The organism is Novosphingobium sp., from assembly GCF_039595395.1.
Classification (GTDB): domain Bacteria; phylum Pseudomonadota; class Alphaproteobacteria; order Sphingomonadales; family Sphingomonadaceae; genus Novosphingobium.
The window spans coordinates 579,972-603,444 of sequence record NZ_JBCNLP010000001.1; the positions used below are offsets into that span (position 1 = coordinate 579,972).

General features: G+C 65.8%; 19 protein-coding genes. 8 read left to right on the top strand and 11 right to left on the bottom strand.

Features of this window, described 5'->3' with window-relative positions; translation table 11 throughout:
* Positions 1–68 precede the first annotated feature (68 nt).
* From ppdK to mutM, 4 genes are all read right to left on the bottom strand, one after another.
* Entirely contained in the window at positions 69–2,741 is a 2,673-nt protein-coding gene (ppdK, locus tag ABDW49_RS02740) for a pyruvate, phosphate dikinase (protein ID WP_343609545.1), read from the bottom strand.
* Positions 2,742–3,170: 429 nt separating this feature from the next.
* A complete protein-coding gene (dnaA, locus tag ABDW49_RS02745; RefSeq protein ID WP_343614101.1) occupies positions 3,171–4,655 on the bottom strand; it encodes a chromosomal replication initiator protein DnaA in 1,485 nt (494 codons plus the stop codon).
* Positions 4,656–5,333: 678 nt separating this feature from the next.
* Positions 5,334–5,594: a 30S ribosomal protein S20 gene (gene rpsT, locus ABDW49_RS02750; protein WP_343609546.1), complete on the bottom strand. Its 261-nt coding sequence runs from the start codon at positions 5,592–5,594 to the stop codon at positions 5,334–5,336.
* Between the two features lie 149 nt (positions 5,595–5,743).
* Complete coding sequence (gene mutM / locus ABDW49_RS02755) at positions 5,744–6,580, bottom strand: bifunctional DNA-formamidopyrimidine glycosylase/DNA-(apurinic or apyrimidinic site) lyase (protein ID WP_343609547.1); 837 nt, start codon at positions 6,578–6,580, stop codon at positions 5,744–5,746.
* A gap of 340 nt (positions 6,581–6,920) precedes the next feature.
* Here mutM and ABDW49_RS02760 point away from each other — a divergent pair, with 340 nt between their 5' ends.
* From ABDW49_RS02760 to dut, 5 genes are all read left to right on the top strand, one after another.
* A complete protein-coding gene (locus tag ABDW49_RS02760; protein ID WP_343609548.1) occupies positions 6,921–7,673 on the top strand; it encodes a class I SAM-dependent methyltransferase in 753 nt (250 codons plus the stop codon).
* Between the two features lie 2 nt (positions 7,674–7,675).
* Positions 7,676–9,223 carry a 2-polyprenylphenol 6-hydroxylase gene (gene ubiB, locus ABDW49_RS02765; protein ID WP_343609549.1) on the top strand — a complete coding sequence of 516 codons (1,548 nt, stop codon included), beginning with the start codon at positions 7,676–7,678 and terminating at the stop codon, positions 9,221–9,223.
* Entirely contained in the window at positions 9,199–10,392 is a 1,194-nt protein-coding gene (locus tag ABDW49_RS02770; RefSeq protein WP_343609551.1) for a hypothetical protein, read from the top strand. The genes ubiB and ABDW49_RS02770 overlap by 25 nt, the downstream gene beginning before the upstream one ends.
* Positions 10,393–10,651: 259 nt before the next feature.
* Positions 10,652–11,845, top strand: a complete 1,194-nt coding sequence (gene coaBC, locus ABDW49_RS02775; RefSeq protein ID WP_343609552.1) for a bifunctional phosphopantothenoylcysteine decarboxylase/phosphopantothenate--cysteine ligase CoaBC — start codon at positions 10,652–10,654, stop codon at positions 11,843–11,845.
* Positions 11,832–12,302: a dUTP diphosphatase gene (dut, locus tag ABDW49_RS02780; protein WP_343609553.1), complete on the top strand. Its 471-nt coding sequence runs from the start codon at positions 11,832–11,834 to the stop codon at positions 12,300–12,302. The genes coaBC and dut overlap by 14 nt, the downstream gene beginning before the upstream one ends.
* A 24-nt stretch (positions 12,303–12,326) precedes the next feature.
* Here the strand turns inward: dut and ABDW49_RS02785 are convergent, their stop codons facing one another.
* From ABDW49_RS02785 to ABDW49_RS02805, 5 genes are all read right to left on the bottom strand, one after another.
* Entirely contained in the window at positions 12,327–12,710 is a 384-nt protein-coding gene (locus ABDW49_RS02785) for a lysozyme inhibitor LprI family protein (protein WP_343609554.1), read from the bottom strand.
* A 58-nt stretch (positions 12,711–12,768) separates the two neighbouring features.
* A complete protein-coding gene (locus ABDW49_RS02790; RefSeq protein ID WP_343609555.1) occupies positions 12,769–13,473 on the bottom strand; it encodes a DUF4136 domain-containing protein in 705 nt (234 codons plus the stop codon).
* A gap of 138 nt (positions 13,474–13,611) precedes the next feature.
* Positions 13,612–14,133 carry a Smr/MutS family protein gene (locus tag ABDW49_RS02795; protein ID WP_343609556.1) on the bottom strand — a complete coding sequence of 174 codons (522 nt, stop codon included), beginning with the start codon at positions 14,131–14,133 and terminating at the stop codon, positions 13,612–13,614.
* Between the two features lie 68 nt (positions 14,134–14,201).
* On the bottom strand, positions 14,202–15,461 hold the full coding sequence (locus ABDW49_RS02800) for a murein transglycosylase A (protein WP_343609557.1): 1,260 nt from the start codon (positions 15,459–15,461) through the stop codon (positions 14,202–14,204).
* A 17-nt stretch (positions 15,462–15,478) separates the two neighbouring features.
* Positions 15,479–16,228: a Tim44/TimA family putative adaptor protein gene (locus tag ABDW49_RS02805; RefSeq protein ID WP_343609559.1), complete on the bottom strand. Its 750-nt coding sequence runs from the start codon at positions 16,226–16,228 to the stop codon at positions 15,479–15,481.
* 347 nt (positions 16,229–16,575) lie between these two features.
* On the opposite strand from ABDW49_RS02805, the gene secB reads away from it, so the two are divergent.
* The 3 genes from secB to trpS all read left to right on the top strand — a co-directional run bounded on the left by secB (position 16,576) and on the right by trpS (position 19,771).
* The gene (gene secB, locus ABDW49_RS02810; protein ID WP_343609561.1) at positions 16,576–17,097 is read left to right on the top strand and encodes a protein-export chaperone SecB; all 522 of its coding nucleotides are present in this window, start codon (positions 16,576–16,578) and stop codon (positions 17,095–17,097) included.
* A 64-nt stretch (positions 17,098–17,161) separates the two neighbouring features.
* Positions 17,162–18,727 carry a murein biosynthesis integral membrane protein MurJ gene (gene murJ / locus ABDW49_RS02815; RefSeq protein ID WP_343609563.1) on the top strand — a complete coding sequence of 522 codons (1,566 nt, stop codon included), beginning with the start codon at positions 17,162–17,164 and terminating at the stop codon, positions 18,725–18,727.
* A gap of 24 nt (positions 18,728–18,751) precedes the next feature.
* On the top strand, positions 18,752–19,771 hold the full coding sequence (trpS, locus tag ABDW49_RS02820) for a tryptophan--tRNA ligase (RefSeq protein WP_343609564.1): 1,020 nt from the start codon (positions 18,752–18,754) through the stop codon (positions 19,769–19,771).
* A 74-nt stretch (positions 19,772–19,845) separates the two neighbouring features.
* Here the strand turns inward: trpS and ABDW49_RS02825 are convergent, their stop codons facing one another.
* Entirely contained in the window at positions 19,846–21,114 is a 1,269-nt protein-coding gene (locus ABDW49_RS02825) for a PepSY-associated TM helix domain-containing protein (RefSeq protein ID WP_343609566.1), read from the bottom strand.
* A gap of 23 nt (positions 21,115–21,137) precedes the next feature.
* Positions 21,138–23,333 carry a TonB-dependent siderophore receptor gene (locus tag ABDW49_RS02830; RefSeq protein WP_343609568.1) on the bottom strand — a complete coding sequence of 732 codons (2,196 nt, stop codon included), beginning with the start codon at positions 23,331–23,333 and terminating at the stop codon, positions 21,138–21,140.
* Between the last annotated feature and the right edge of the window lie 140 nt (positions 23,334–23,473).

The following is a 23,473-nucleotide window of genomic DNA, read 5'->3' on the forward strand; positions in this document are numbered from 1 at the left end:
CCACCAACCTTCGTGTCGGAAGACGTCATGGGAGCGCGAGGGGGTAACCCCCTCGCACCTTCCCTTTTTTACCCCTTGATCGCAGCCTGAGCCGCCGCCAACCGCGCAATCGGCACACGGAACGGCGAGGCCGAGACGTAATCCAGCCCGGTCGCCTCGCAGAAGGCGATGGAGGCCGGATCGCCGCCATGCTCGCCGCAGATGCCCAGCTTGATGTCGGGGCGGGTCTTGCGGCCACGCTCGGCGGCCAGCGAAACCAACTGGCCGACGCCCTCGATGTCGAGGCTGACGAAGGGGTCACGCGGGTAGATGCCCTGATCGACATAGGCGCCCAGGAAGCGCGCGGCGTCGTCACGGCTGATGCCCAGCGTGGTCTGCGTCAGGTCGTTGGTGCCGAAGGAGAAGAAGCGGGCCTCTTCCGCGATCTCACCGGCCATCAGCGCGGCGCGGGGCAGCTCGATCATGGTGCCGACGAGATAGTCGAGCGTCTTGCCCTTTTCCTCGAAGACCGTGGCGGCGGTGCGGTCGATCAGCGCTTTCAGGATCTCGACCTCGCGCTTGGTGGCGACGAGCGGGATCATCACCTCGGGCACGATGGCCTCGCCGCTTTCCAGCGCCACGTCCGTGGCGGCCTCGAAGATGGCGCGGGCCTGCATCTCGTAGATCTCGGGGAAGGTGATGGCGAGGCGGCAGCCGCGATGGCCCAGCATGGGGTTGAACTCATGGAGTTCGCCCGCGCGGCGCTTCAGCGTTTCCACGCCGATGCCGATGGCTTCGGACAGTTCGGCGAATTCATTGTCGCCATGCGGCAGGAATTCGTGAAGCGGCGGATCGAGCAGGCGGATCGTGGCGGGCAGGCCGGCCATGATCTTGAAGATGGCGCGGAAGTCCTCGCGCTGGGCGGGGAGCAGATGCGCCAGTGCCGAGCGGCGACCGGCCTCATCCTCGGCGAGGATCATCTGGCGGACGTAGGGGATGCGCTCGGCGTCGAAGAACATGTGCTCGGTGCGGCACAGGCCGATGCCCTCGGCGCCGAAGACGCGGGCCATGCGGCAGTCCTCGGGCGTTTCGGCGTTGGTGCGCACCTTCATGCGGCGGTGCCTGTCGGCCCAGCCCATGAGGGTGGCGAAATCGTCGCCCAGCTCGGGCTCGATGGTGGGGACGGCGCCCGCGAAGACGTCGCCGGTGCTGCCGTCGATGGTGATGACATCGCCTTCCTTCAGCATGCGCGCGCCGAAGCGCAGCGTGCGGCTGGCATTGTCGATCGAGAGCGTGCCCATGCCCGAGACGCAGGGGCGGCCCATGCCGCGCGCCACCACGGCGGCGTGGCTGGTCATGCCGCCGCGGGCCGTTAGCACGCCGCGCGCGGCATGCATGCCCGCGATATCCTCGGGGCTGGTTTCGACGCGGACGAGGATGACGTTCTCGCCGCGCTCGGCCCACTGCTGGGCGGTGTCGGCGTCCAGAGCGATGATGCCATTGGCCGCGCCCGGCGAGGCGGGCAGGCCCTTGCCCAGATTGTCACGCACGGCCTTGGGGTCGAGCGCGGGGTGGAGAAGCTGGTCCAGCGCCATGGGATCGACGCGCAGGATGGCTTCCTTTTCGTCGATCAGGCCTTCCTGCACCATCTCCACCGCGATCTTCAGCGCGGCCTTGGCGGTGCGCTTGCCGCTGCGGGTCTGGAGCATGAAGAGCTGGTTGCGCTCGACGGTGAACTCGATGTCCTGCATGTCCTTATAGTGCTTTTCCAGCACCTCGAAGACATGGGCCAGCTCGCCATAGGCCTGGGGCATGGCCTCTTCCATGCTCGGCGCCTTGGCACCGGCACGCTCGCGCGCCTGCCTGGTGAGGTACTGGGGCGTGCGGATGCCCGCCACCACATCCTCGCCCTGCGCGTTGACCAGCCATTCGCCGTAATAGGCCTTTTCGCCGGTGGCCGGGTCACGCGTGAATGCGACGCCGGTGGCGCTGGTGTCGCCCATATTGCCGAAGACCATCGCCTGCACATTGACGGCGGTGCCCCAGCCACCGGGAATGTCGTTCAACCGGCGGTAGACCTTGGCGCGCTCGCTCTCCCAGCTGTCGAAGACGGCGCCGATCGCGCCCCACAGCTGCTCATGCACATCCTGAGGGAAGGGACGACCCAGCTCATCGGCCACGATCTGCTTGTAGATCGTGACGAGGGCCTGCCAGTGATCGGCCTCAAGCTGGGTGTCTTCGTGGAAGCCATGGTCTTCCTTGGCCTGCTCCAGCGCTTCCTCGAAGAGATGGTGCTCCAGACCCAGCACGACGTCCGAGTACATCTGGATGAAGCGGCGATACGAATCCCACGCGAAACGCAGATTGCCCGAGCCATCGGCCAGCCCCTGCACCGTCTGGTCGTTGAGGCCCAGATTGAGCACCGTGTCCATCATGCCCGGCATCGACACACGCGCGCCCGAGCGGACCGAGACCAGCAGCGGATTGGCGGTGTCGCCGAAGATGCGCCCCGTGGCGGCTTCGATGTGTTTCACGCCATCGGCGACGCCCGCGCGCAGCGAGTCGTCGAACTGCTTGCCGTTGCTGTTGTAGACCGCGCAAAATTCGGTGCTGATCGTCAGACCCGCAGGCACCGGCAGGCCGATGCTGGCCATCTCCGCCAGATTGGCGCCCTTGCCACCCACCACGGTCTTGTCGCGCGAGCGCGGGTCAGCCGAAATGGCGCCATTGCCGAATTTGAATACGTATGGAGTATCGCTCATGCTGTCCTCTGCAAACGGTGCGCGCCCAAGGGGCCACAGGTCTGATCGTGCCTTAGGGGGAATGCCCTTAACCCGACAAGTCACGGCTTGTGCAGTTGTGCAGCTGCACACAGGGTTTTTGTGCAGTCGCTGCGGTGAGCAGTTGGGAAGGCGGGGTGAGGGGAGTTTTTAGGGGCAGAAAAAGAAAGATGCGAGGGTGTTACACCCTCGCGCTCCCATGAATGTCTACGTTGCGCCACGGGTTCGGCCTTGCGCAAAGTTTGCCGCGCCGCAGGCCTTTAAACGCGAAAAGGCGCCGGGGCATCACTGCCTGCGGCGCCTTATCTTGTGCTGGTGGAGAGGTTGGGCGTCACGATAGGGAGCCACTGCCGCTGCGTCGGAAGACGTTATGGGAGCGCGAGGGGGTAACCCCCTCGCACTTATTCTTCTTCAGCTTTCCAGCTGCCTCAACAGCGACCGCACATCCCCATCCATATCGGCGTCCCGCGTGCGCAGATCCTCGATCAGGCGCACGGCGTGGATCACCGTCGAGTGGTCACGCCCGCCGAACTTGCGCCCGATCTCGGGATAGGAACGCGGCGTCAGCACCTTCGACAGATACATTGCCACCTGACGCGGCCGCACCACGGCGCGCGCGCGGCGCTTCGACGACATCTCGGTGCGGTCCACGCGGTAGAACTGGCAGACGGTGCGCTGGATCTCGTCGATGGTGATGCGCTTGCGGTTGGCCGACAGGATGTCCGTCAACTGGTCCTCGGCCAGCGCCAGAGACACGGGCTGGCCGGTCAGCTGGGCATAGGCGATCAGCTTGTTGAGGCCGCCGACCAGCTCGCGCACATTGCGGTTGATGGTGCGGGCCAGGAACTCGATCACATCGGCAGGAACCGCCGTGGGCGAGGCAAAACGCGCCAGACGGTGCTCGAGGATCGAGCGGCGCAGCTCGATGTCGGCGGGCTGGATATCGGCCACCAGACCCATCGACAGGCGCGAGAGCAGGCGCTGCTCCACGCCGTCCAGCGCCTGGGGCGCGCGGTCGGCGGCGAACACCAGACGCTTGCCTTCGCCCAGCAGCGAGTCGATCGTGTAGAGCAATTCCTCCTGCGCCGAGGCCTTGCCGATGATGAACTGGATATCGTCCACCAGCAGCAGGTCGAAGCCGCGCAGGCGGGCCTTGAACTCGATGGTCTGGTTCGAGCGGAGAGCCTGCACGAACTCGACCATGAAGCGCTCGGCGCTGCAGTAGAAGATGCGGGCGCGCGGATGGTTGGCCAGGAAGGCGTGGCCGATGGCGTGCATCAGATGGGTCTTGCCCTGACCCGTCGCGGCCTTGAGGTACAGGGGCGAGAACTGGGGCTGTTCCAGCGCGGCCATGCGCTGGGCGGCATTGGCGGCCAGCACGTTGGAGGTGCCGGTGACATAGGTCGCGAAGGTCAGCGAGGGGTCGAGGCCGATCGAGGCCATGCCCAGCGTATCGGTGACCACGCTGGCCACCTCGCCCACCGACAGGCTGGAGGCGCGGGGGGCGGGCGTGTCATTGGCGGGGCGTGCGGCGGTGTCGCGGGTCAGGCGCAGCTCGGGCATGGCGCGGCGGCCCGGATGCACCGAGATGCGCACATGGCGCACGTCACGCGTGATCTTCCAGGCCAGCGTCAGGCGGTCCGAATAGCGGTCGGCCACCCAGTTGGCGGAAAATTCGGTGGGCAGATACAGGTCGAGCGTGCCGGTTTCCTTGCAGAAGCCGCCCAGCTGGATCGGACGGATCCACTGGTTGAAGAGCTGCTGTCCCAGATCCTTGCGCAGGCCCTGGCTGATATCGGCCCAGTCGGCGGCGAGATCGATCGCCTCCTGATCCTGCGCGCTGTCCGGGGCGGCCTTGCTCTTGCCGGCCGTTTCGGCGCGTCGTCCACCCCACACCGTTCCTGTCACGCGTTGATACTCCCGATCCGTCATTGCCTGTAAAAATGCCTGCTACAAACCTGACCAGCTACCAACCACGCCGCACATCAGCGCCCGAAGCGCTGGTTGACGCGGCCACGACACATTAAACCACACATCACACACGGTCGCGGGCCTGCCTGCCCCGTCCATAAGGGACGGGGGAAAAAGCATGCCTGCGCGATCCGCTTCCCTCACCTGTGATGCCCACGACGCATTCAGGCACAGCTTCTTCGCTGGCCCGAACCACCCACGGCACGGACATCCGGTGAGTCATTTTTCCATGAAGCCCCGAGCAGGATGTGTCCGGGGCAGAAGGGTTTCTATGGACGACTCTGGGGGCAGAGCAAGGGGGCTCCCTGCAAAAATTTTGAAATAAACCACCTTGACAGTGATGCAGCGGGAGAAAACCGTCGAGACGAATAATCACCTGATTATTAACAAGAAAATGCAGATGAATTTCATGAGGTTTTCACGAATCGGCGCATTTCCACGATTCGTTGCAGTTCGCTGACAATTGGTTTGCGCGGGCACGAAAAAACCGGCGGGGGAAACCCCACCGGTTAATCCTCGTCACAATACTTAAACAATCGCTGCTTTTTCGGTCACCATCGGCGAATCGTTTTAGCGACTCGAGAGCAACCGGCAGCCGATTGATTACAGCGCCGCGACAGCCTTGGTCAGGCGCGACAGCTTGCGGCTGGCGGTGTTCTTGTGCATCACGCCGCGGGCAACACCACGGGCCAGCTCGGGCTGGGCGGCGTGCAGGGCTTCGGCGGCGGCGGTCTTGTCACCACCGGCGATGGCGCTCTCGACCTTCTTCACGAAGGTGCGGATGCGCGACACGCGGGCACCATTGATCTCTGCGCGCTTCTCGTTGCGACGGAGACGCTTGCGGGCTTGCGGCGTATTGGCCATGTCTATCCTCAAACTGGCCGAAAGCGGCCGAAAATGCTGCTGAAACCTGATACAGGCAGACCCGCGCCACAGGCACAGGTCACCTTGAAGGCAGCGCCCTTAGCGAGGGTGTTGCGAATCGTCAAGCACTGAGCGCCATAACAATGGGCTTAACGCTGGCACACCGGGCACCAGAAGGTGGAGCGTCCACCCTGCGTAACCCGCGCAATCGTGCCCTTGCAGCCCGGCGCGAGGCAGGCCTGACCCTCCCGCCCATAGACGCGCCAGTTGGCCGCGAAATAGCCCAGCTCGCCATTGGGCTGGGCATAGTCGCGGATCGTCGAGCCGCCTGCCAGAATGGATTCGCTCAGCACATCGCGGATCGCGGGCACCAGCCTTGTCAGCTCCGCCTTCTTGATCGAGCCCCCGCTGCGCAGCGGGCTGATATGCGCGCGATGCAGCGCCTCGCAGACGTAGATGTTGCCCAGCCCCGCCACGATCCCCTGATCGAGCAGCAGCAGCTTCACCGGCCCGATACGCCCCTTGAAGGCTGCCGCCAGATGGGCAACGCTGAGCCCATCGCCCAAAGGCTCAGGCCCCAGGGCGGCAAAGGCAGGCCACAGATCCAGCGCCGTGCTGGCCACCAGATCCACCGAGCCAAACCGCCGCGCATCGTTGAGCGCCAGCATGGCGGCGGGCAGGGGGCCTTCGGCCTGCGTGTGCAGCACCAGATGGTCGTGCTTTTCCAGCGCATCGGGCTCGATCCGCCAGCGGCCCGACATGCCCAGATGAAACACCATCGCCACATCGCGGTCCGTATGCAGCACGCCATATTTCGCGCGCCTTGTGAGATCGATGATCCGCGCCCCGGTCAGCGTCTGCACCAGTTCGGGCGGGAAGGGGCGGCGCAGGCCCTCGCGGCGGACCTCGATGCGCTCGATCCGGCGGTTGTGAAGGTAACCCGTCAGGCCGCGGATCGTGGTTTCGACTTCTGGAAGTTCTGGCATTCAGGTGATGTAAGGGGGATGAGAAGGAAAGAGAAGATGCGAGGGCCATCGCCCTCGCGCTCCCTTTAATGTCTACGGCGCGCCACGGGTTCGGCCTTGCGCCCAGTTTGCCGCGCCGCAGGCAGGAAAACGGAGCCGATCGCCGAACTTTCCTGCCTGCGGCGCCTTATGTGGTGCAGGTGGAGAGTTTGAGCATAACGACGCGGCGCCACTAACCTTGCGTCGGAAGACGTTCCGGGAGCGCGAGGGGGTAACCCCCTCGCATCTTCCTTTTATCTTTCGTCCATCATGCCTCATCCGCCCCTTTGCCTAACCCATCAAATTCCCTAAAGCGCACGCCATGACCGACAGCACGCAAGACCAGCCCCAGACCGCTTCCTTCGGCTATGAGGAGGTGCCCATTGACGAGAAGGTGGCCCGCGTGGGCCAGGTCTTCTCGAGCGTGGCGAAGAAGTACGACATCATGAACGATGCGATGTCGGCGGGTCTGCACCGGGTTTGGAAGGATCGTTTCGTGCGCGCGGTAAAGCCGCAGCCCCATGAGCAGATCCTCGATATGGCGGGCGGCACGGGCGACATTGCCTTCCGCATGGCGGCGCGCGGCGCCAGCATTACGGTGTCCGACATCAATCAGGACATGCTCGATGTCGGGCTGGAGCGCGCGGTGGAGCGGGGCATCGACGGCCTCGTCTGGAGCCGCCAGAACGCCGAGGAACTGAGCTTCCCCAACCGCCATTTCGACGCCTACACGATCGCTTTCGGTATCCGCAACGTCACGCGGATCGACAAGGCGCTGGCCGAGGCGCATCGCGTGCTGCGCTACGGCGGCCGCTTCTTCTGCCTTGAATTCTCGACCACCGAATGGCCGGGCTTCAAGGAGGTGTATGACGCCTATTCGCACAAGCTGGTGCCGCAGATCGGGCAGATGATCGCGGGCGATGCCGAGAGCTATCGCTATCTGATCGAATCGATCCGCCGCTTCCCGCCCATGCCCGAGTTCGAGAAGATGATCCGCGATGCGGGCTTCACCCAGACCAAGGTCGAGCCGATTCTGGGTGGTCTGGTGGCGATCCATTCGGGCTGGAAGGCCTGAACTTGACCTCTTCGATCACGCATATCGGGCGCCTGCTCAGCTGGGGCCGCATTCTGGCCCGCCACGGCGCGCTCAAGATCATCGAGGACGCACCCGCCACTCCCGGCCCGGTCAAGCGCCTGTGCCGCATTGCGCGCTTTGGGGCGCGCGTGCCGGAGGTGCCCGATTACGCCGGCGCCTTCCGCGCCATCGGCCCGGCGGCGATCAAGCTGGGCCAGACTTTGGCCACCCGCCCCGATCTGGTGGGCGACGAGGCCGCGCACAACCTGCTGGCTTTGCAGGACAGCCTGCCGCCCGTGCCCTTCCCGGCCATCCGCGCCGAGATCGAGGGCGCCTTCGCCCGCCCGCTGGAGGACCTCTACGCCCGCGTTGAGGAGGAGCCGGTCGGCGCTGCCTCCATCGCGCAGGTGCATCGCGCGTGGCTGCATGATGGCAGTCAGGTGGCGGTCAAGGTGCTGCGCCCCGGCATCGCCCGCAAATTCGCCCGCGATATCGAGACCTACGAGTGGGCCGCCGCTCATCTGGAGGCTCTGGGCGGCGAGGCGGGGCGCCTGCGCCCGCGCCTGATCATCGCCAATTTCCGCCGCTGGACCGCGCGCGAACTCGACCTGCGCCGCGAGGCCGCTTCGTCGAGCGAGCTGGCCGATGTCATGTCGGGCGTGGAGCATTACCGCGTCCCCACCATCGACTGGGAGCGCACCTGCGGCCGCGTGCTGACGATGGAATGGATCGACGGCGACAAGGTCAGCGATCTGCCTGCCCTGCGCGCGGCGGGCCATGATCTGAAGTCGCTGGCGCGGCGTCTGGTGCTGGCCTTCCTCACGCAGGCGATCCACGCCGGCTATTTCCATGCTGACATGCATCAGGGCAATCTGTTCATCGAGGCGGACGGCACCATCGCCGCCATCGATTTCGGCATCATGGGCCGCATCAACCGTCAGGCCCGCATCTGGCTGGGCGAGATTCTGCATGGCCTGACCACCGGCAATTACCGCCGCGTCGCCGAAATCCATTTCGAGGCGCAATATGTGCCCTCCTACCACTCGGTGGATGAGTTCGCGACCGCCCTGCGCGCCGTGGGCGAGCCGATGCGTGGTCGCCCGGTGAAGGATCTCTCGGTCGGGCAGATGCTCGACGGGCTTTTCGCCATCACCCGCGATTTCGATATGGTCACCCAGCCGCATCTGCTGCTGTTGCAGAAGACCATGGTGATGGTGGAGGGGCTGGCCACCAGCCTCGACCCCGACATCAACATGTGGGACGTCTCGGGCCCCTTCGTTTCGGCCTGGATGCGCGACGAGCTTGGCCCCGAGGGCGCCATCGCCGATCGCGTGCAGGGCGCGGTGAAGGCCATCCAGCGCCTGCCCGATGTGCTGGCGCGGCTCGAATCGATGGTGCCCACCAAGGGCGCCGCCCCCGAACCGCCGCCACTGCCCGAGATTTCGCTGATGTGGAGCAATGGTAAACGCAATTTTATCCATTTCGCCGGATATGTAGCCGCTGCTTTGGCGGGAGGTCTGGCGACTTGGGGCGTGATGGCGCATATCTGACACAGGCTGAGGCAGGGCTGCCCACGCGCCCTGCCGCGCCCTTTGCCATGGGGGACCGCTTTGCCGCCTGGCCGCGCCTGCGCGCGCTGGCGGCGCTGATTGCGCTGGCGATGATGCTGGCGGCCAGCGCCTTCGTGCCCCTCACCGTGGGCCGGGGCGAAGTGGCCAAGCCCGCGCAAATCTCGCTGACCGGAAACGCCGGCAAACAGGCCGAGCGACCCCGCGATGATGACCTGACCCTCTACGACCACGCCGTCACCCGCATCCGCCACGGCGAGAACTATTACGACTTCATCGCGCAGGAGCATCGCAAGGCCGATTACCCCCTGCGCCCCGGCCTCGCCGTCCGCCTGCCCACGCTGGCCTATCTCGACGCCGCCATGGGCGTGGACGAGGCCAAACCCGCCCCCATCGCCATGGGTGCCGCTGTGGTGCTGATGCTGGCCGTGATCTGGGCCTGGTGGCGCCGTCTGGGCGATGAGGCCTGCAGCGAAAGCCAGCGCCTTTTCGGCACCGCGCTGATCTTCCTTGGCGCCTCGCTGGGGCTGAATCGCTATTATTTCGTGCTTCACGAACTCTGGGCCGGGATGCTGATCGCCCTGTCTCTCGGCCTGCACCGGCCTTCGCGGGGCCGCTGGCTTGGCGCATGGCTGGCCGCCGCGCTGGCGCTGGCCATCCGCGAGCATACCTTGCCCTATGTGCTGCTGATGGGCGCCATGGCCCTGTGGCGCGGCCATCGGCGAGAGGCCGGGGCATGGGCGCTGCTGGTGGCGCTGTTCGCGCTCGCCATGGCGGTGCATCTGCATCTGGTTGCCCTGCACACGCTGCCCACCGACCCCACCGGGCCAAGCTGGTTTGCCATGCGCGGGCTGGGGGGCTGGCTGTCGAATGTGGCGCTCTCCTCCAACCTGCGCTTCCTGCCGCACTGGATCGCCGGGCCCGCGATCATCGCCATGATTCTGGGCTGGGCCGGATGGCGCAGCGAGGCGGGAGCCACAGCGACGCTGCTGTTCCTCGGTTATGGGCTGCTGTTCATGATCGCCGGGCGGGATGATAATTTCTACTGGGGGGCGATGATCGCGCCCGCCATGTTTGTCGGGCTGGCTTTTGTGCCGATGGCTCTGGCAGGGGTGTGGAAGGCGGTTTGGACGGGGCGGGAAGGCATTTAAAAGAAGATGCGAGGGGGTTACCCCCTCGCGCTCCCATGACGTCTTCCGACGCAAGGGCAGGGGCGCCCGGTCGTTGCGCCCGGACTATCCACCTGCGCAACCTAAGGCGCCGCAGGCATCAAATCCCTGCCTGCGGCGCGGCAAACTGGGCGCAAGGCCGAACCCGATGCGCGCCGTAGACATTAAAGGGGGCGCGAGGGCGATGGCCCTCGCATCTTCTCTTCTTCCCCTTCAACCCTCCCCCCGCTATCACGCGCCAATGCAAGGCAAACGCATCCTCTTGATCGTCGGCGGCGGCATCGCGGCTTACAAATCCTGCGAGCTGGTCCGGCTGATCCGCAAGGCGGGCGGCGAGGTGACCTGTGTGCTGACCGAGGGCGGCAGTCATTTCGTCACCGCGATGACCCTGGCGGCGCTGAGTGAAAACCCCGTTCACACCACGCTGTGGGATCTGAAGAACGAGGTGGAAATGGGCCATATCCAGCTCTCGCGTCAGGCGGATCTGGTGGTGGTCTGCCCGGCGACGGCCAATATGCTGGCCAAGATGGCGGCGGGCATTGCCGACGATCTGGCGACCACGCTGATCCTGGCCACCGACAAGCCGGTGCTGGCCGTGCCCGCGATGAATGTGCGGATGTGGCTGAACGCGGCGACTCAGGCCAATGTCGCCACCTTGCGCTCGCGCGATATCACGGTGGTCGATCCGGACGATGGCGCCATGGCCTGCGGCGAATATGGCCCGGGCCGCCTGCCTGAGCCCCCTGCGGTGCTGGAAGCCATCCAGCATGCCCTGCGCGGCCCCGGCCTGCTGACAGGCCGCCACGTGCTCGTGACGGCTGGTCCCACCCATGAACCCATCGACCCGGTGCGCTACATCGCCAACCGCTCCAGCGGCCTGCAGGGCTTTGCCATCGCCGAGGCGGCGGCTCAGGCGGGGGCCAAGGTCACGCTGGTGGCCGGGCCGGTCGATCTGCCGACACCTTACGGCGTGACGCGGGTGAATGTGGAAAGCGCCCTGCAGATGGAAGCTGCGGTCGAGAAGGCTCTGCCCGCCGATGTGGCGGTGATGGTCGCCGCCGTGGCCGACTGGCGCGCCGAAAACGCGGGCGACCCCGCGCGCAAGATCAAGAAGGATGGTTCGGGCCAGCCTCCGGCGCTTAAGCTGGTCGAGAACCCCGATATTCTGGCGGGGCTCTGTGCCTCGCCGCGCAGGCCCGCTCTGGTGGTGGGCTTTGCGGCGGAAACCCATGATGTGATCGCCAACGCTCAGGCCAAGCGCCTGCGCAAGGGGGCGGACTGGATCGTGGCCAATGATGTCTCGGGCGATGTGATGGGGGGCACGCGCAATGCGGTGCAGATCGTCACCGCCAGCGGCATAGAGGCCATCGGGCAGGCCCCCAAGGCGGTGATCGCGCAAGCATTGATCGAAAGGATTGCCCGTGCATTCGACTGACACCATCCCCCTGCGCGTCAAGCGCCTGCCCCATGGCGAGGGTCTGCCTCTGCCCGCCTATGCCACCAGCGGCGCGGCGGGCATGGATGTCGTCTCTGCCGAGGATGTGGTGCTGGCACCCGGTGCGCGCCATGCGGTGGCCACGGGCCTGTCGATGGCAATCCCCGCGGGCTTCGAGATTCAGGTGCGTCCGCGTTCGGGTCTGGCGCTGAAGCACGGCATTTCCGCGCCCAACGCGCCGGGCACGATTGACTCCGATTACCGGGGCGAGGTGAAGATCATCCTGATCAACCACGGCGACAAGCCCTTCGAGATCCTGCGCGGCGACCGTGTGGCCCAGCTGGTGCTGGCCCCGGTGGTGCAGGGCGGCTGGCTCGAAGTCGAAGAGCTGGACGCCACCGATCGCGGCGAGGGCGGCTTCGGCAGCACCGGCGGCGTGGTGGCTCTGGGCAACTAAGGCCGCGAAAGCAGCGCGGGCGGTTTACCGCTCGCGCTGTTTCAGCACCCAGCCATAGGACTGACGCAGCGATGCACTGCGTTCGCGCGTCAGCTTCCAGCGGCAGACCAGCTCGGCAGGCGGGCCACCGGTGCCCCCGCCATAAAGCGCGAATTCCGCCGAACATTGTGAATCGCGAAAGCTGACCCATGCGCGCTCGGCATTGACGAGGCCGGTCCGCTCGGGGCCGTTCAGCACCCGAACAATGCGGGCATAGACGGCGTTCAGGGCCTTATCCTCACGCCCCAGCGCATCGGCGTAGCAATGCACCATGTCATAGGTGGTGGAGGCGGAGCGGCAGGGCGCCGCAGGATCGTTGAAAGCCTGAGTGGGCGTTGCGGCCAGCAGGAGCAACGGGGCAAGGATCATCGCTTTCCATCCATGAAAAACCGGCGCGGGTGGAGCGACCCGCGCCGGTGATGATGACTTACTTGTCCGGCTTGACCGTGACCTTCTTTTCCGGCGCGATGGTGATGCGCAGCGATTCACCCGAATTGCCGGGGAAGCCGGTGAACATCGCCTCAACCAGATTGGGCACCAGATAGCTCAGGTGATCCGAGGTGGAGGCAGCCTGGGCGCGACCCTCGAACAGGCGGCGCGAGGTCGCCTTGTCGTCGATGCGCAGCGTGATGTCGCTGGTGTAGACGGTCGAGACGTCGATGCCATTGTCGAAGAAGGGATCATTCCAGCCCCAGCCCCAGGCGCCGCGACCGAAGCCGCCGTAACCGCCGCCCCAGCCGCCATAGCCGAAGCGACCGCGATAACCGCGCCACGGACCCCAATAGGGATCGGCAAAGCCGGTCGAGCGCAGGACCTGACGGCCCTTGTCGATGCCATAGTTGAAATGGACGATCAGGCTGGCCGCTTCAGGATTGGGCGCGGGCGTGTAGCCATATTTCGACAGGTTCTGTGCCACGAGCGAGGCATACTGGCTGAACTCGATCCCGCCGGCCAGCGCCGGATTGTCCGACACGATGGCAAAGCTCTGCCCCTGGGGTGCGGGCAGTTGCGTCGAGAAACGGGTGACCTTGCTGTCGAAGTTTTCGGCGCAGGCCGAAAGGCCCAGCACCAGCAGGCCGGCCATCGCCGCCTGCGCCAGGCGCGAGAAGGGTTTACGCGCAACGTCGTTCATTGTGTTGTCCTCCGCAGATCACGCCCAGGGCCTATCCTCCCCAGCGGTCCGGACGTATTTGTTAGCGCCTTGTGCCTTACCGGGAGCCGACTGAACAGGGGTTGAATGCAGGGGGACAACATTTTGTCGTAAATGGTGTCAGCGCTGCCTTTTCAACACGATATAGAGCGCGCCCGCGCCGCCATGCCGCACATGGGCGACGCGCAATGCCGCGATGGCATGGCCATGCGCGCCCTGCGCCAGCCAGTCGGCGACATGGGCGCGGATCGCCCCGCGCGCGGAGCCTGCCGGGCGCGGCCTTCCGGTGATCAGGAGCACCAGCCGCGCCTGTTGCTGACGCGCCAGCGTGAGGCCGTGATCGAGCCGCGCATGGGCCTCATCCAGCGTGAAACCGTGCAGGTCGAGGCTGAAATCGGGCGCCACCAGCCCCTTGGCGAGCCGCTTGTCCCACCCCGCATCCAGCCCGTGGCGGTCGAGCGGGCGCGGTGCGGGCGCGGCGCAAGGCGGCGGCGGCAAGGGCGGCGGCACGCGGCCTTTGATCCGCTTGGGCGGCGGAGGCGGGGCCTCGGCCGTATCGGCGGGTTTGGACTGGGCGACAGGCGCGGCGCGGCGTTGCGGCTCCAGAGGCGTGATGGTCTGTGCCAGACGGGCCCAGAGCACCTCCTCCTCCTCGGTCAACCTGCGGCCGCGGGCGAAAGCAGGCCGGGGGCGCGCCCGGCCCGGAGCTTTCATCGCAGACCCAATCGGGCGAGCGAGGCGCGGGGCAGCAGCACATTGGCCTGCCCATGGCCGATCATCCCGCCCGCGATGCGGCGCGCCTCGGCCCCGGCGCCCCAGAAGCTGTCGAAGCGGTTGGCGCCCTTGATCGCGCCGCCGGTGTCCTGAGCGATCCACAGCCCGTTGGCCTGCGTGGCGCCCGCCAGCGACGGGTCCATCGAGAGGAACACCGGCGCGCCCAGCGGCGTGAAGAGCGGATCGGCGGCGACGCTGACATGGGCATGGACCGGCAGGCCCATGGCGCCCACCGGGCCGTCGCCATTGAGTTCGCGGAAGAAGACCCAGCTCTTGTTCTGGCGCATCAGCGCGCGGCCATCCTCGGGATGCTCGTGGATATACTGGACGATGCCCTGCATCGAGCCGGGATACTGGCCCGGCCCGGTGCCGATCAGCCCCTGCTGGCGCATCAGCCCGCCGATGTTGGTGTAATTCTGCCCATTGTCCCCGGCATAGCCGATGCGGATCACCGAGCCATCGGGCTGGCGCAGCCGTCCCGAGCCCTGCACCTGCAGGAAGAACAGCTCGACCGGATCGGCGACCCAGGCCAGTTCCAGATTCTGCCCGGCAAGCTGGCCGTTCTCGATCTGGGCGCGCTCGTAATAGGGGACGAAATGGCCGGTCTCGTCATAGCGGCCAAAGGGCGTCTGGCCATTGGGCTTGACCGGGCCGTCGCCGGGGCGGGCATGGACCAGATCTGCGGGCATGCCATAGACCGGCGCGTCATAGCCCGGAATGTGCTGGCGGCTGCCCGCGATCTCGGGCTCGTAATAGCCGGTGACGAAGCTGGCGCCCGAACCCACGGTCACGGCGCGGAAATAGGTGTTGAAGAAGTTGGGCGCATCAGCCGTGGGCCAATCACTGGCCGCCGAGCAGGCGCTCTGCCAGTCGGTCTTGACGGTGAGGCCGCTGGGGTCGTTGCGGCTGGTCAGGCGCGGGCAGCTCGCGCGGAAGGCGGCGAGCACGGGGCCTGCGCTGGCGGGCGTCAGCCCGAAGCTGGCGATGGAGGGCCCGGCATGCACCCCTGCCACCAGCGCATTGGCGGGCGGCGGCGGGGCGGCAGGCTGGGTCGGCTGAACCGGCAGCGGGCGGCTGGGGGCGGGGCGGCTGGAGACCGGCCCGCGCGCTTCAGGAATTACCCGGCCGCAACCGGCCAGCAGCATCAATGTGAACAGGGCCGTTGCGGCCCTGTTCTTACCCAGCCCTGCGATCATGGATTCAGCTCCCGACCTTAACCTTCATCGGTCTCGTCGAGCAGCCAGTCGGGATCGGCGGAGTTGATGTCGCGGCGGAAGGTCCAGGCGTCGCGCGCCTCGACCGCGTCATGCAGCGAACCGGCCACCATATGGCCTTCGGCATCGCGGGTGATCGCGGCGATGTCGGCCACGAAGCGCACCGTGATGCGGGCATAGGGAGCGGTATAGGTCGCGCCGGTGATCACCACCTCGTTCAGGCGGACCAGGCGGTTGTCGACCACTTCGCCCGCAGCGTTGCGCTCGTCGATGGCGGCGGCGAAGCCGGTGGCGACATCGGCATCGCACAGCTTGGCCAGCTCATCCTTGTCGCCGCGCCAGAAGGCGCCCAGCACGATGCCATAGGCGCCGCGTGCGCCCTCAAGGAAGGCATGGGGGTCGAAACGGCGGTCGACCGCGATGATCTCGCGCAGGCCGCGCTCCACGGTGGGCAGCACCGAGAGCGGCTCGCGGGCGTTGCGGCCGCCAGCCAGAGGCTCACGCGAGGCACCGCGATCGGCGGTGCGGTCGCTACCGCGATCCTGCCCGCGTGGCTGCGAGGAGAGGTTGGCCTGGCCTGTCGGGCCCCCCGTCGGATTCTGCGCGTCGAAGCGACCCAGCGCATCGCGCGAGGCGGGTTCGTGCCGGGGTTGTTCGTCGCCCTGTTCGGCACGGCGCCCCAGTACGGCGTAGAGTCGCAGGCCCAGGAAGGCAGCAATCATGGCCAGAATGACGATTTCGACAGTCACAAGCTTTGTCCAGTTTCACGCCAGAGTGCGTTTGGTATCGTGCCGACAGAGGTTCGGCAGATGCGGGAGGTATAGACCACCCGCCTTAACGAACCGCGATCATGCTACAGATAGGTAGCGAACACAAATGAACAACGCATGCACAAGGCCTTTAAGGGCTTTTTTTCGCCATGCCGTGGCAGGCGTGCGAGCATAGGGGGCGAATCGGTCGGGCGCGGGGGTGTTGTGCGCGCTCCCATGGCTGTTGTGCGCTCGCGGGGCAGATGCTAGGCGCTTGGATCAGCAAGATCCACCTGATGCGCCAGCCCCATAGCCAGGGCGGCGGCGCCTAGACAGAAAGCAGTCCCATGTCCGAGGAAGGTAACGTCACCTCCAGCCTGAAGTTCGAAGAGGACGTCCAGCCCTCGGCAGGCATTCTTTCGCAATATGTGAAGGATCTCTCGGTCGAGAGCCCCAATGCGCCCGACTCGTTCCAGTGGACCGATCAGCCGCAGATGGACATCCAGTTCAACATCGCCGCGCGCGCCATCCAGCCCACCGTGCATGAGGCCGAGCTGAAGATCACCCTGGCCGCCAAGCATGAAGCCGGCACCGCCTATATCGTCGACCTGACCTTCGCCGGTCTGATCGCGATGCAAGGGCTGGACGAGGGCCAGATGCACGCCTTCATCTTCGCCGAGGCGCCGCGCCTGCTGTTCCCCTTCGCCCGCCGCGTGCTGGCCGATGCCGTGCGTGACGCCGGTTTCGGCCCGATGCTGCTGGAGCCGATCGATTTCGGCGCGCTCTATTTCCAGCAGATGCAGGCGCAGGCCGAAGGTCAGGGCGAAGGCCCCGACATCGCCACGGCCGAGCCCGCCGGCCACGCGTAAGTTCAAACGGGCCGGGGTTTGCGCTCCGGCCCGTGTTGTATCCGGGTTTTGAAGGGCGGCTGAGATGAATCTGCTGAAGGCGACGGGCACGATCGGCGGCCTGACGCTGGCCAGTCGCGTGCTGGGTCTGCTGCGCGATTCGCTGTTTGCGCGGATCGTGGGGGCGGGGTTTGCCTCCGACGCCTTTCTGGTGGCTTTCCGCCTGCCCAACATGTTCCGCGCCTTGTTCGCGGAGGGCGCCTTTGCCAGCGCCTTTGTGCCGATGTTCAACCAGAAGGTGAGCGATCCCGAGGGACGCGGCTTGTCCTCGGGCCTCGACTTTGCCGAGGCGGCCTTCAGCGTGCTGCTGCCCACGCTGGTGGTGATGACGGTGCTGCTGGAGGTCTTCGCCTGGCCGGTGACATGGGCGCTGTCGGGCAAGTTCCATGGCGTGACCAGCGATCAGTTCGATTTCGCGGTGACGCTTTCGCGCCTGACGATCCCCTATCTGATGCTGATCTCGCTGGTCAGCCTGTTGGGGGGGATTCTCAATTCGCTGCAGAAATTCTGGGTCAATGCCGCCGCGCCGATCCTGCTCAATCTGACGCTGATCGTCGCGCTGCTGGCCTTTGGCTCGCACAATCCGCTGGTGACGGCGCGCAATCAGGCGCTGGCGGTCACGGTTTCGGGTGCGCTGCAGCTGGCCTGGGTGGCGCATGCGGCGTGGCGCAATGGCGTCTCGCTGCGCCCGCGCTGGCCGCGCCTGACCCCAGAGGTGCGCAAGCTGATGACGCTGATCTGGCCTGCCGCCGCTGGAGCGGGTGCGGCGCAGATCAATCTGGTGGTTTCCACCGCGCTGGCCGCCAGCCTGCTCGACCATGGCAGTGTCACCTACATCTATATGGCGGACCGGTTGAACCAACTGCCGCTCGGGCTGATCGGCATTGCGCTGGGCACGGTGCTGCTGCCCACCATCAGCCGCCTGCTGGGCGCGGGCGATGAGGCGGGCGCGATGGACACGCAGAATCGCGGCCTCGAACTGGCGCTGTTGCTGACTTTGCCCGCCACCATGGGGCTGGTGTTCTGCGGTGAGCCGATTGCCGCTGCCCTGTTCGGCTATGGTCGCTACAACGCTGCCGACACGCATTTTACCGCTCAGGCGCTGGCCTGTTTTTCGGTGGGGCTGCCCAGCTATATTCTGGTCAAGGTGCTGACGCCCGGCTTCTATGCTCGCCATGACACCAAGACGCCGGTGCGTTTCGCGATGATTTCTATCGGCGCCAATCTGGTGCTGAACCTCGCGCTGATCCTGCCGCTGCATCATATGGGGCCGCCGCTGGCGACGGCTCTGTCCTCCACGCTGAACGTCGTGATGCTCTACACCACGCTGGTGAAGCGCGGGCATTTCGTGATGGATGCAAGGCTCAAGCGCCGCTGGTGGCGTCTGGCGCTGGCCGCGCTGGCGATGGGCGGTCTGCTGCTGGCGGGCGAGGACCGGCTGATGCCCTACACCCATGGCGCCTGGTATGTGCGCTGCGGGGCGATGGCTGCTCTGGTGGGGGCGGGGGTTTGCGTCTATGGCGTGGCCACTGTCGTGCTGGGGGCCTTTACCAAAGCCGATCTGGCGCTGCTGAAACGGCGTCGCGCGTAATTTAAACAAGCAAGAGTAACCGACATGCGTATCGTTTCCGGCATTCAGCCCACGGGCAATCTCCACCTCGGCAATTATCTGGGGGCGATCCGCAATTGGGTGGCGATGCAGAACGATACCGTGACGACCGGTGGCGAATGCTTCTTCTTCCTGGCCGATCTTCACGCCATTTCCATGCCGCATGACCCTGCCACGCTGTCGGCGGGCACGCGCGAGATGGTGGCGGCGCTGGTCGCCTGCGGGATCGATCCCGAGCGCTCGACGCTGTTCAACCAGACCCAGGTGCCCGAACATCCCCAGTTGCAATGGCTGCTCAACGGCACGGCACGCATGGGCTGGCTGAGCCGCATGACCCAGTTCAAGGACAAGGCGGGCAAGAACCGGGATTCGGTCTCGGTGGCGCTCTTCACCTATCCGGTGCTGCAGGCCGCCGACGTGCTGCTCTATCAGGCGACCCATGTGCCCGTGGGCGAGGACCAGAAGCAGCATCTGGAGCTGGCGCGCGACATCGCCCAGAAGTTCAACAACGACTTCTGCCCCGAGGACAAGCCGCTCTTCACCCTGCCCGAGCCGATCATCCCGCCCGCCGCCGCGCGCATCATGAGCCTGCGCGATGGCTCGTCCAAGATGTCGAAGTCCGATCCCTCCGACATGAGCCGCATCAACCTTGTCGATGATGCCGACACCATCATGAACAAGGTGAAGAAGGCCAAGACCGATCCTGAGCCGCTGCCCAGCGAGAAGGACGGTCTGGAAGCCCGGCCCGAGGCGCGCAATCTGGTGGGCATCTATGCCGCCATGGCGGGGACCACGGTTGAGCAGGTGCTGGCGGACTTCGGCGGCAAGGGCTTCGGCGCTTTCAAGCCCGCGCTGGGTGAGCTGCTGGTAGAGAAGCTGGCGCCGATCAACGCGCGTTTCGTGGAGCTGAAGCAGGACCGCGACGCTTTGGACGCCATCCTGCGCAAGGGTGCCGAAAAGGCTCGTGCCGCTGCTGCGCCGACTTTGGCGGCGACCTATGACGCGCTGGGTCTGGTGCGCGGTTAAGTCCGCGCGGCGTTTGAGCGTCTCCGGGGTGCTGATGCGATAGCATCATGGCACCCCCGCCAAAATACGCCCGGTCAGGCTGCCTTGCGGACTGGCCGGGTGACCACGGCAGGCTTGTCTCCGCGATGGCGGTGAAAGGCGCGGGCCGAGCGCTTCTTCATCCAGATCACCACGCCGGTGATGCTCAGCATCGTCACCATGATGCCGATCAGGCTGGTGACGATCTTCCACGCCACACCCCACACGCTGGCCATATGCAGCGAGACGATCCAGTCGGTAAAGCGGTTGGCGGCGGGCACCTTGCTTGCCAGCGCCACGTTTTTCAGAGCGCCCGTATCGCCATCGAAGATCAGGCGCGAGGCGCCGCCCGCATCGGGCACATCGCCGCTGGTGGTGAAGCCATACATATAGGCCCCGGTGGCGGGCATGTAGTAAAGCCACTGCAGGCGAGCGGCATCGAAGCTGTCATGCGCTTTAGCGGCCTCCTGCCGGGCCAGCGCCTCGCCCACGGCATGGGCCTTCACCACATCGAGCTTTGGCAGCGGGCGCGGCTGGGGTAGCGGCGCGTAGAGGGCGGTATCATCGGTTGCGCCCAGCGCCTTCGTCACCGGGCCATAGATCATCGGCAGGTTGAACGACACGCTGGAGAGCGCGAAAACCAGCAGCGCGGGCCAGACCCACAGGCCCCCCGCGCGATGCAGATCGAAATTGAGCTTGTAGGAGGAGCCTGTGCGCCTCACCAGCCATGATGGCTGCCAGCGTTGCCACCAGCCCTTGGCCTTTTTGCCGACCGCCACCGGCCCCTTTTGCCGGATCGGCAGGGTCAGGTAGAAACCGACAAGGCAGTCGATGGCCCAGACCAGCGCCGCGATCCCCATGATCAGCGTGCCCTTGCCCTCGACCAGCAGGTTCTCATGCAGGCGGTAGATCATCGGCAGCAGGTTGCCGATGCCCTGCGAGATATCGCCCCAGCGGCGATGGCCCAGTTCAGCCCCGGTGTAGGGATCGATGAAAAGCTCGTCCCAGTTTGGCGCCTTCGCGGGCTCTTTCCAGAACACCCGCAGGCGCAGCGTCTTGCCCGGCTCGACGCTCAGCGGCAGATAGCTGACGCTCATCTCCGGATGGCGCGCCTGTGCCGCCACGGCCAGCGCGGCGGCATCCAGCATCGGCGCGCCCGCGACCGGAGGCGAAGCGCGCAGCCAGTGCGGCGCGGTCAGCGCCTCCAGATCATCTTCCCAGGCCAGGAAGGTGCCGGTCAGCCCGGCCATCGCCAGAAACAGGGCCAGAGTCAGCCCTGCCCAGCGATGGATCAACACCCAGAACGGACGGGTGAGGGGGCTCATACCGGTCGGCTACTCCGTTGGACTCAGAACTTCCACGCCAGCGTACCCTGAGCGGTACGGCGCTGGCCATACCAGCACCATGCGGTGGACTGCGGATAGAGATAGCAGCTGGTCAGATACTTCTTGTCGAACAGATTGGTGACATTGACGCTCAGCGTCATGCCCTTCATCCGCGTGTCGAGGTTCGACAGGTCGTAATGCAGCATCGCATCGAAGACGGTGTAGGCCGGCACATAATACTGACGGATGTTGTTGCCGGTCAGCGTGGTGTCGAACAGGCCGCCATAGGTCCGGCTGACATGGCGCACACCCGCGCCCAGGTTCAGGCTCTTGAGCGCGCCGCTCTTGGCCGTCCAGTCGAGGTTGACGGACAGATTGCCGTCGCCCGCACCGATCAGGCCGGTGCCGACATTCTGCGGATCCTGATCCGAGACGGTGCGGACGCGCTGATGGCTGTAGGCGCCATGCAGGTTGAAGCCGCCGGGCAGCGGGGCGCTGGCCTCGATTTCAAAGCCTTCCGAACGCACCTTGCCGCTCTGCGTGGAAATCTGGGTGGCCGGATTGGTCGTGACCAGATTGGTCTGCTCGATGTGGAACCATGCGGCGGTGATCAGGATCGGCGAGCCATTGGGCTGGAACTTCACACCCGCTTCCACCTGCTTGCCCATCGAGGGCTTGGCCAGCACGCCGGTGGCGGCGTTCAGCACCGTGGCCTGCGGCTCGAAAGAGGTCGAATAGCTGGCATAGGGCGCCAGACCGAAGCTGGTCTTGTAGAGCACACCGGCGCGGCCCGTGAACTTGCTGTCCTTCTGGACAGTGCCGGGGGTCCAGCTTGCGGCCCAGTCCTGACGGCCGCTCAGCACCACGCGCAACCCGCCATAGCTGATCGTGTCCTGCCCATAGAGGCCGGTCTGGCCGAAGCTGATCCGGGTTTCAAAGGCCGATCCGATCTGCTCCGCGCTCTGCGGCACGGGCTGGGTGCCATAGACCGGGTTGAAGATGCTGATGTCATTGGCCGAGCCGAAAGCGGCCAGCTCATAGGAATGGGCGGTCTGGCGATCGACGCCCAGCAGGATGTCATGGGTGATCGGGCCGGTCTTGATGCGCCCGGTCAGCTGATTGTCGAAGGTCCAGTTGTTCAGCGTCTCATGCGTGGCATAGCTGCCGCGCGTGGAGGTGGTCTGCTGGCTGAGGTTCGTCAGGCCGGTCTGCATGCCGGTTTCATAGATCGAGCCCAGACTCGTCGTCACCTGCTGGTAACGACCCGAGGAGCGGAACTTCCAGCCGCTGCCGAAATCATGGTTGAGGATATAGGTGGTGGCCACCTGCTCGCGGCGGTAGAAGCCGCCGGGCTCGCCATCGGCATAGCGCGTGGAAACCTTGCCGTTCACATTGTAGAACAGCGTGCCCGAAGCAGGCTGGCCGCTGTAATTGCCGTTCTTGGGATCATGCGAATAGGCCGCCAGCACCGTCAGCGAGGTTCTGTCGTCGATCTTGGCGGTGACCGCGCCGTTGATCACCTGACGCGCACGGCTGCCGTAATATTGCTGGGTGTCGGCGCCATTGACGCTGCCTGAGAGGCGCACGCCGATGGCGTCGCTCAGCTTGCCGCCCACATCGGCATCGACGCGGTACAGGTTGTAAGTGCCATAGGTCGCTGCCGCCGAACCATAGAACTGTTTGTCGAGCGGCAGCTTGCTGGTCATGGCGACCAGACCGCCGGGGCTCGACTGACCATAGAGCGCCGAGGCCGGGCCCTTGACCACCTCGATGCTCTCAAGGCGCGACATGTCAACCTGAGGCATGGCATAGCCGCTGCTGCTGGAAAACTGCTTCAGCCCATCGAGATAGACTGGGGCATCGAAACCGCGCAGCTTGAACTGGTCGTACTGCTCGGCGCCCGCGCCGCGCGTTTCGGGCGTGATGCCCGCCACATAGCGCAGCGCCTGATTGAGGTTGGCCACGCCCAGACGGTCGATGTCCTCGCGGCTGATCACGCTGATCGACTGCGGGGTTTCCGCGATCGGCAGGCTGCTCTTGCTGCCCGCCGAGACCGCCTTGTCACCCAGAGTACCGGTCACCGTGATGGTGTTGTCATCGGCGTTGGCGTCGGCAGCGGCGGCTGCAGCATCCGCCGCAAAGGCGGGAGCGGCCAGAGCCGTGGCGAGCGCCAGCGTGGCACAGGTCAGAAGGCGGCGGTTCAGAGGACGGGGAAACATGCGGCAAATCCTTAAAGGGCGCGCGACCTGCGCCCGAAGGGAGGGAAACGGCAGCCTCCGTTCCCGCCATCGCGGGATGGCAGGAGGGGCAGCGACCATTGTGAGTCTGTCGTTCGGCGGGGGAAACCGATCGCCGCACC